The following is a 7,488-nucleotide window of genomic DNA, read 5'->3' on the forward strand; positions in this document are numbered from 1 at the left end:
GCGACAGGTGGACTCCCGCAAGGCATGCATGGCTGTGGAAACGCGCGTCCGCGACGCGGGGCTGAGGCCCACGCGGCAGCGCATCGCGCTGGCTGAACTTCTGTTCGCCAAGGGTGACCGTCATCTGTCGGCCGAGGAGCTGCACGAGGAAGCTCTGAACGCCGGCGTGCCGGTGTCGCTCGCCACCGTCTACAATTCGCTGCACCAGTTCACCGAGGCCGGCCTGCTGCGCATCCTGGCCGTCGAGGGGGCGAAGACCTACTTCGACACCAACACCTCGGACCACCACCACTTCTACGTCGAGGGCGAGAACCGGGTGTTCGACATCGAGTCGAGCGCGGTCACCGTCTCCAACCTGCCGGAACCGCCGGAAGGCATGGAGATCGCCAATGTCGACATCGTGGTGAGGCTGCGCTCCAAGCGCTCCGCCTGATCGTACCGACAGGCCCGGGCAGCCCGCTTCCGGGCAATCCCTCAGTTGTCGATCGTCTCGCCGGGATAGGCGCCCCAGAGCTGCGACTGGGCGAGCCAGCCATCCTTGCCGGAGAAGGTCATCTCGCACCATTCGCCGTTGCAGCGCTTGATCGAGCCGACGACGCCGGGCTCGATGAGGGCGACGGTACGTGCGTTCTTCTCGGGCTCGGAGAGCAGGGTGATCTGGGCGTCCTTGCCGCGCTGCCAGGGGGCGGCGATCGCGGTGCGATGGCCCGACAGCATCGACTGGTTGATCCAGCTCTCGGCACCGTCTGCGTCGCGGACGCGACGCCAGTTGTCGTATTCCTGGATGATCTCCATCGGCAGGCCGGACTTGAGGTACATCCAGTCCACCGCGTAGGTGACGCCGGGGCCGACACGCGAATTGACCTTGGCGGCCTTGAGGCTGACGAATCGCGGCAGCGGCAGGCCGCTCGGGCCGATCCGGCTGTCCTGCGCCGCACCCGCCTCGGCGATGAAACCGGCATTCGGCGAAACCAGGGCCAGACCGACCAGTGCTGCGCAGACGGCCAAACGAAGCGACGCGAAACCAGACACCTGTGTAACCTCTATTTGATCTCCGCGCCCTTGGCTCTGCGGCCAACGGGCGCCCCTTTTTCTTTGTCTTCGGCGGCGCTGCTTGTTACACAGATTCCCGTCCGGTGACTGGTTTCCAGTTTCACCGCTCTTGGTTAAAGAGGTCTCAACGGGATCTTCGTCGAGGAAAGCATGACCGGCCGGAAAAAGCCTCTCGTCGTCATCACGCGCAAGCTGCCGGACCCGGTGGAGACGCGCATGCGCGAGCTGTTCGACGCTCGGCTCAACGTCGACGACCGGCCCATGACGCAGCCGGAGCTTGTCGCGGCGGTGAGGGAAGCCGACGTGCTGGTGCCGACCGTCACCGACACGATCGACGCGGCGCTGATCGAACAGGCCGGTCCCAACCTCAAGCTGATCGCCAATTTCGGCAACGGCGTCGACAAGATCGACGTCACCGCCGCCGCCAAGCGCGGCATCACCGTCACCAACACGCCGAACGTGCTCACCGAAGATACGGCCGACATGACCATGGCGCTGATGCTGGCGGCGCCGCGCCGGCTGACGGAGGGTGCCAACATCCTCACCAGCGAGAAGAAATGGGCCGGCTGGTCGCCCACCTGGATGCTTGGCCGCCGCATCTGGGGCAAGCGCCTGGGCATCGTCGGCATGGGACGCATCGGTACGGCCGTCGCCCGCCGCGCCAAGGCCTTCGGGCTCTCTATCCACTACCATAACCGCCACCGCGTGCTGCAGTCGGTGGAGGACGAGCTGGAGGCGACCTATTGGGAAAGCCTCGACCAGATGCTTGCCCGCATGGACATCATCTCGATCAACTGTCCGTCGACGCCGGCAACCTTCCACCTGCTTTCGGGCCGCAGGCTGGCCCTGATGCAGCCGCACGCCTATCTCGTCAACATCGCCCGCGGCGACATCATCGACGAGGAAGCGCTGGTCAAGATGCTGCAGGACGGCAAGCTCGCGGGCGCTGCGCTCGACGTGTTCGAGCACGAGCCGGCGGTCAACCCGAAGCTGCTCAAGCTCGCCGCCAAGGGCAAGGTGGTGCTGTTGCCGCACATGGGCTCGGCCACCATCGAAGGCCGCATCGACATGGGCGAGAAGGTCATCATCAACATCCGCGCCCATGTCGACGGGCACCGGCCGCCGGACCGCGTCCTGCCGCTGCGGACCTGACGGCGCCACCGGCCAGGGCTCTGCCTATGCCCGCTGAGGGAGCCCGCGCCCTCAGCCCTCCAGGTCGCGCTTCAGCCGGTCCAGTATCGACATGGCGTGGCTGGCGTATTCGCCGATCCAGCGGTCGTGGATCTCCTTGATCGGCATCGAGTTGAGGTGGTTCCAGCGCTCTCGCCCCTCGCGTCTCGCCACCACCAGCTCGGCATCTTCCAGAACCTTCAGATGCTGCATCACGGTGCAGCGGTCCATGTCGTCGAAGCGCTCGCACAGGGCCCCCGTCGTCAGCGGGCCATCCTTCAGGCAATCGAGCATCAGGCGCCGGCGCGGATGAGCCAGGGCCTTGAAAACATTGTCGTCTTTCGATTCGGTTGACATGTTATGTTTTTATAACATATTGTTCCCGGGTGCAAGCAGAAGGAGGTTCCAATGTCCCTGGGGTTCAAGGTCTCGGGCCGCATCGCCAAGCCCGTCCACGAGGTGTTCGACGCCGTCGTCAATCCGAAGAAGCTCAGCGCCTATTTCACCACCATCCGCGGCGCCAGCGCGCCGCTTGTCACCAGCACCACCGTCACCTGGTGGGGCTCGGTGCCGGTCGAGGTCGAGGCGGTAGAACGGGACAAGCGCATCGTGCTGCGCTGGGATGCCGAAGTGGCCCAAGGCCAGCCGGCCTACAAGACCAGGATCGAGATGGGCTTCGAGGTGCTCGAGGACGGTTCGACCTTCGTCACCATCTCGGAATCCGGCTGGGTCGAGGACGAGGTCGGCCGCAAGGCGTCCTACGGCAATTGCGAGGGCTGGGCCGAGATGCTGTCGGCGATGAAGGCCTGGCTCGAATACGGCATCAACCTGCGCGAGGGTTTTTATCCGAGCGAGATGCGCGGCGAACTGCCGACCACCAGCGAACGCAAATGATCGCCTGGTGCGGGAGCCGAAGACCCGGCAAAAGGCATAAGGCTGTCGGTCGACCTGCCGGTGCCGGCCGAAATCGCCTGGTCGCTGATCACCGACAACGCCCATATCGCCCGCTGGTGGGGCGCCTACGCGACGCTGGAGCCCGTCCTGGGCGGCAGCTTCCGCGAAACCTGGAGCAACGGCAGCCGCGAGGTGGTGACCTCGGGCCGCGTGCTCGCCTTCGAGCCGCCGGCGCGCCTCCTGCTGAGCTGGGCCGACGACGACTGGCCGGGCGCGACCACCGTCGCCTTCGCCGTCTCCGAAGCGCCCGCGGGCGCCCGCGTCGGGCTGGTCCATGACGGCTGGCAGGTCCACCCGGCCGGCCGTCGCGCGCCGCTCATGGCCGACCACGCCGCCGGCTGGCGGCATCACCTCGACAATCTCGCGGCCCATGCCGCAGGGCTTGCCGCCACCTGAAACGGAGAACGGCGGGCATTTCGCCCGCCGCTCCGTGTGTCGTCAGTGGCCGCCGGTGCCCTGGCGCTTCCGCGCCCGGTTCCGCTGCAGCATGTTCAGGCCCTCGACCAGCGCCGAGAAACCCATGGCCGCGTAGATGTAGCCCTTCGGCACGTGGAAGCCGAAGCCGTCGGCGATCAGCGTCATGCCGATCATCAGCAGGAAGCCCAGCGCCAGCATCACGATGGTCGGGTTCTTCTCGATGAACTTGGCGAGCGGGGTCGCGGCCAAGAGCATCACCGAAACCGCGACGATGACGGCGATGTACATGATGCCGATCTCGTCGGTCATGCCGACGGCGGTGATGATCGAATCGATCGAGAACACCAGGTCGAGCACCAGGATCTGGAAGATGGCGCCGCCCAGCGACAGCTGCAGCGTGCGCGAGACCATGTCGTCCTTGTGGTCCTCGGGGTCGACCGAATGGTGGATCTCCTTGGTCGCCTTCCAGACGAGGAACAGGCCGCCGGCGATGAGGATGAGGTCGCGCCAGGAGAAATCGTTGCCGAATGCGGTGAAGACCGGCGCCGTCAGAGCGACGATGAAGGAGATCGTGGCAAGCAGCACCAGTCGCATGATCAGCGCGGCGCCGATGCCCAGCCGCCGCGCCGAAGCCCTTTGCTGTTCGGGCAGCTTGTTGGTCAGGATCGAGATGAAGATCAGGTTGTCGATGCCGAGCACGACCTCGAGCACCACCAGGGTCAGCAGCGCCACCCAGGCGGTGGGATCGTTGATGAAGCCGATATACGGTGTCAAAAATTCCATCATCTAAGTGTCCCCAGTCCTTATGAAGTGGTCAGAATGGCAAACGAGCGGCGTTGCGGCCGCTCTAACATCTGCTGACGATGGGCGGGCAAGTAGGCATCCACCGGCCGCGCGTCAATGTCAGGACCAGAAAAACGGGACGGTTTCTTCGAGCCGCGGCCCGCGGCGCAATGGCGCGATGCGCTCGGCGAGGCCCGTCCGGTCGGAGATGTCGACGCCGACGCCGCAGATGGTGGCCGGGCCATGGGCGGCCTCGAAGCGGCCCTTCGGCACCTTCGACAGGAAGCGGTTCAGCGGCTCCTCCTTGTCCATGCCGAGCGAGGAATCATAGTCGCCGCACATGCCGGCGTCGGTCAGGTAGGCGGTGCCGCCGTTGAGGATCTGGTGGTCGGCGGTCGGCTGGTGGGTGTGGGTTCCGACGACCAGGCTGGCGCGGCCGTCGACGAAATGGGCGAAGCACATCTTCTCGCTCGTCGCCTCGGCGTGGAAGTCGATGACCACCGCGTCGGCCTGCTCGCCCAGCGGGCAGGCGGCCAGTTCGCGCTCGCCGGCCTGGAACGGGTCGTCGAGTTCGGGATGCATGAACACCCGGCCCATGATGTTGGAAACCAGCACGCGCGCGCCGTTCCTGGCGATGTAGACGCCCGAGCCACGGCCCGGCGTGCCCTTGGGAAAATTCGCCGGACGCAGGAAGCGCTCCTCGCGCGGCGCGAACGTCAGCGCCTCGCGCTGGTCCCAGACGTGGTTGCCGGTGGTCACCACGTCTGCGCCGGCATTGATCGTCTCGCGGAAGATCTCCTCGGTGATGCCGAAGCCGCCGGCGGCGTTCTCGCCGTTGACGATGACGAAATCGAGCCGGAAATCCGAAATCAGGCCGGGCAATTGCTCCCAGACCGCCGTGCGGCCCGACTTGCCCACCATGTCGCCGAGAAAAAGAAGTCGCATGACCTCATCTACAATTCAGGGGCGAAGCGACGCAACCCGCTTTCGGTCAGGATTTCGGGGATGATGACGTCATGGTTTTCGTCCGGTACCCGCTCGACCTCCTGGCAGTCGAAGGCGATGCCGACGAGCCGCGGCTCCTTGCCCTTGTCCTGCAGCTTGGCGATCGCCCGGTCGTAATAGCCGGCGCCGTAGCCGATGCGATGGCCGCGGGCGTCGAAGGCGGCCAGCGGTACCAGCATGACGTCGGGGTCGAGCACCTGGGCCTCCTCGTGCGGCCCGACGGTGCCGAAGCCCATGTCGACCATCGGTGCGCCGTGCACGAGTTCGCGGAAGACGATGGTGGTCTTGTCGAGGATCGCCGGCAGGCACAGCCGCGCGCCGTGCTCGCGCAGCGCAAACATCATCGGCCGCACGTCGACCTCCGAGCGCATCGGCCAGAACCCGGAAACGACCGTGCCGGGTTCGATCGATATGTTGTCGCGGGCCATCTCGGCCATTTCGAGCGAGGCCTCGATGCGCCAGAACTCGTCTAGCGCGTCGCGGCGCGCGAGCGCTTGCTTGCGCAGGTTCTTCTTGATGTCGCGATGTGAGGTCATGCCGGTGTGCCCCGTTCTCTGTCGTCGCCAGTGTTTGGCACACCGGCTACCGCAACGGCAACGTCGAAGGCGCCGCGAATCGGGCGTGGGTGGGCAGGTTTTATCCGGATGGGGAAGTGACGATCCACACGACCGGTGGAGAAGTCGATCCCGGAGACCTACAAAGTAGGTGGGCGCCGTATGGAAGAACCCACGGGTCCTCCCAGGGACAGCTCCCTAAGGATCGTTAAGGCCCCGGGGAAAATGCTCTCCTGCCGCGAGGCGCAGACCGTCGATGCCAATATAGGCGCTCTCCTCGCGATGCGCCATGGCGATGCGGCTTGCCGTGCAACGATATTTGCGGCGCCGGGCGCGATCCCTCCCACCCCCCCCCACCCCCCTCTGCCCGGCAGGGCAGAGGGGGGTGCGAAGGATCGCGACGTTGATCGCCGGTTGCAGTTCACCTTGCCCCACCGCCCGCACCTCCCTAGTGTCGCCGGCAAGAAATCTGGAGTTTCGCATGCGCTTCGAAGGAACGGCGGCCTATGTCGCCGACAAGGATCTGATGGTGGCGGTCAACGCGGCGATCGCGCTGGAGCGGCCGCTGCTGGTCAAGGGCGAGCCCGGCACCGGCAAGACCGAGCTCGCCCGCCAGGTCGCCGCCGGCCTCGGCCTCGAGATGATCGAGTGGAACGTCAAGTCCACCACCAGGGCGCAGCAGGGGCTCTACGAATATGACGCCGTGTCGCGGCTGCGCGACAGCCAGCTCGGCGACGACCGCTTCAACGACATCGGCAACTACATCAAGCGCGGCAAGCTGTGGGACGCCTTCGCCGCGGAGAAGAAGGTCGTGCTCCTGATCGACGAGATCGACAAGGCCGACATCGAGTTCCCCAACGACCTTCTGCAGGAACTCGACCGCATGGAGTTCTTCGTCTACGAGACCGGCGAGACGGTGCGCGCCAAGGTTCGCCCCATCGTCATCATCACCTCGAACAACGAGAAGGAGCTGCCGGACGCCTTCCTGCGCCGCTGCTTCTTCCACTACATCCGCTTCCCCGACGTCGAGACGCTGCACCGGATCGTCGAGGTCCATTATCCCGGGATCAAACAGAATCTCGTGCGGGCCGCACTCACCCAGTTCTACGAGATCCGCGAGACCGCGGGCCTCAAGAAGAAGCCCTCGACGTCGGAGGCGCTCGACTGGATCCGCCTGCTCGTCGCCGACGACGTGGCGCCCGAGGACCTGCGCGGCGACCCCAGGAACGCCCTGCCCAAGATGCACGGCGCCCTGCTCAAGAACGAGCAGGACGTGCACCTGTTCGAACGGCTGGCTTTCATGGCCAGACGGCAGGGGTGAACTGGCGGGCTGCTTTGAGAAGGGGACCCCCACCCCTAACCCCTCTCCACAAGGGGGAGGGGGACCCTCCCTCCGCCGGCAGGGATCGCGATAGTCATTAGCCGGGCCTCGACCAAGTCCCCCTCCCCCTTGTGGGTGTTTGGACCGGGGACATCGCGAACAGGTGTGCGAAGACATCGCGAACAGGTTTGCGCCTATGGCGCGAGGGGGTTCGGGATGCCGTTCGAGGAC

10 protein-coding genes and 1 other RNA gene are annotated in these 7,488 nt (G+C 65.7%); 5 read left to right on the top strand and 6 right to left on the bottom strand.

Translation table 11 applies throughout. From position 1 onward, the window contains the following. The first annotated feature begins 28 nt into the window (after positions 1–28). Positions 29–433 (top strand): iron response transcriptional regulator IrrA, encoded by a 405-nt coding sequence (gene irrA, locus J2X50_RS22775; RefSeq protein WP_429098261.1) that lies wholly within the window; start codon positions 29–31, stop codon positions 431–433. 41 nt (positions 434–474) lie between these two features. Here the strand turns inward: irrA and J2X50_RS22780 are convergent, their stop codons facing one another. Beyond that, on the bottom strand, positions 475–1,032 hold the full coding sequence (locus J2X50_RS22780; RefSeq protein ID WP_429098262.1) for an SH3 domain-containing protein: 558 nt from the start codon (positions 1,030–1,032) through the stop codon (positions 475–477). Between the two features lie 171 nt (positions 1,033–1,203). Here J2X50_RS22780 and J2X50_RS22785 point away from each other — a divergent pair, with 171 nt between their 5' ends. Further along, positions 1,204–2,205 (top strand): 2-hydroxyacid dehydrogenase, encoded by a 1,002-nt coding sequence (locus J2X50_RS22785; RefSeq protein WP_429098264.1) that lies wholly within the window; start codon positions 1,204–1,206, stop codon positions 2,203–2,205. A 51-nt stretch (positions 2,206–2,256) separates the two neighbouring features. Here the strand turns inward: J2X50_RS22785 and J2X50_RS22790 are convergent, their stop codons facing one another. Then, the gene (locus J2X50_RS22790; protein ID WP_429098266.1) at positions 2,257–2,580 is read right to left on the bottom strand and encodes an ArsR/SmtB family transcription factor; all 324 of its coding nucleotides are present in this window, start codon (positions 2,578–2,580) and stop codon (positions 2,257–2,259) included. A gap of 51 nt (positions 2,581–2,631) precedes the next feature. Between J2X50_RS22790 and J2X50_RS22795 the strand changes: the two genes are divergently transcribed. Together J2X50_RS22795 and J2X50_RS22800 are read left to right on the top strand one after the other, a co-directional pair. Further along, positions 2,632–3,117: an SRPBCC domain-containing protein gene (locus J2X50_RS22795; RefSeq protein WP_429098268.1), complete on the top strand. Its 486-nt coding sequence runs from the start codon at positions 2,632–2,634 to the stop codon at positions 3,115–3,117. 42 nt (positions 3,118–3,159) lie between these two features. Next, complete coding sequence (locus tag J2X50_RS22800) at positions 3,160–3,573, top strand: SRPBCC family protein (RefSeq protein ID WP_429098280.1); 414 nt, start codon at positions 3,160–3,162, stop codon at positions 3,571–3,573. Between the two features lie 42 nt (positions 3,574–3,615). Here the strand turns inward: J2X50_RS22800 and J2X50_RS22805 are convergent, their stop codons facing one another. From J2X50_RS22805 to ssrS, 4 genes are all read right to left on the bottom strand, one after another. Continuing rightward, positions 3,616–4,380 carry a TerC family protein gene (locus J2X50_RS22805; RefSeq protein ID WP_429098269.1) on the bottom strand — a complete coding sequence of 255 codons (765 nt, stop codon included), beginning with the start codon at positions 4,378–4,380 and terminating at the stop codon, positions 3,616–3,618. A 117-nt stretch (positions 4,381–4,497) separates the two neighbouring features. Further along, the gene (locus J2X50_RS22810; RefSeq protein ID WP_340037874.1) at positions 4,498–5,322 is read right to left on the bottom strand and encodes a TIGR00282 family metallophosphoesterase; all 825 of its coding nucleotides are present in this window, start codon (positions 5,320–5,322) and stop codon (positions 4,498–4,500) included. A gap of 8 nt (positions 5,323–5,330) precedes the next feature. Beyond that, complete coding sequence (locus J2X50_RS22815; RefSeq protein WP_429098271.1) at positions 5,331–5,918, bottom strand: 5-formyltetrahydrofolate cyclo-ligase; 588 nt, start codon at positions 5,916–5,918, stop codon at positions 5,331–5,333. A 117-nt stretch (positions 5,919–6,035) separates the two neighbouring features. Continuing rightward, a non-coding RNA gene (gene ssrS / locus J2X50_RS22820) (6S RNA) lies at positions 6,036–6,191 on the bottom strand. Between the two features lie 226 nt (positions 6,192–6,417). Between ssrS and J2X50_RS22825 the strand changes: the two genes are divergently transcribed. After that, positions 6,418–7,257: an AAA family ATPase gene (locus tag J2X50_RS22825; RefSeq protein ID WP_429098273.1), complete on the top strand. Its 840-nt coding sequence runs from the start codon at positions 6,418–6,420 to the stop codon at positions 7,255–7,257. Positions 7,258–7,488 lie beyond the last annotated feature (231 nt).

The sequence above is a fragment of the Aminobacter sp. BE322 genome, assembly GCF_050433525.1.
Classification (GTDB): domain Bacteria; phylum Pseudomonadota; class Alphaproteobacteria; order Rhizobiales; family Rhizobiaceae; genus Aminobacter.

Bases quoted from the DNA above. Each gene is read 5' to 3' on its own strand.
- J2X50_RS22785 (WP_429098264.1), top strand. From the start codon at position 1,204: ATGACCGGCCGGAAAAAGCCTCTCGTCGTCATCACGCGCAAGCTGCCG.
- irrA (WP_429098261.1), top strand. From the start codon at position 29: ATGGCTGTGGAAACGCGCGTCCGCGACGCGGGGCTGAGGCCCACGCGG.
- J2X50_RS22805 (WP_429098269.1), bottom strand. From the start codon at position 4,380: ATGATGGAATTTTTGACACCGTATATCGGCTTCATCAACGATCCCACC.
- J2X50_RS22815 (WP_429098271.1), bottom strand. From the start codon at position 5,918: ATGACCTCACATCGCGACATCAAGAAGAACCTGCGCAAGCAAGCGCTC.
- J2X50_RS22790 (WP_429098266.1), bottom strand. From the start codon at position 2,580: ATGTCAACCGAATCGAAAGACGACAATGTTTTCAAGGCCCTGGCTCAT.
- J2X50_RS22795 (WP_429098268.1), top strand. From the start codon at position 2,632: ATGTCCCTGGGGTTCAAGGTCTCGGGCCGCATCGCCAAGCCCGTCCAC.
- J2X50_RS22810 (WP_340037874.1), bottom strand. From the start codon at position 5,322: ATGCGACTTCTTTTTCTCGGCGACATGGTGGGCAAGTCGGGCCGCACG.
- J2X50_RS22825 (WP_429098273.1), top strand. From the start codon at position 6,418: ATGCGCTTCGAAGGAACGGCGGCCTATGTCGCCGACAAGGATCTGATG.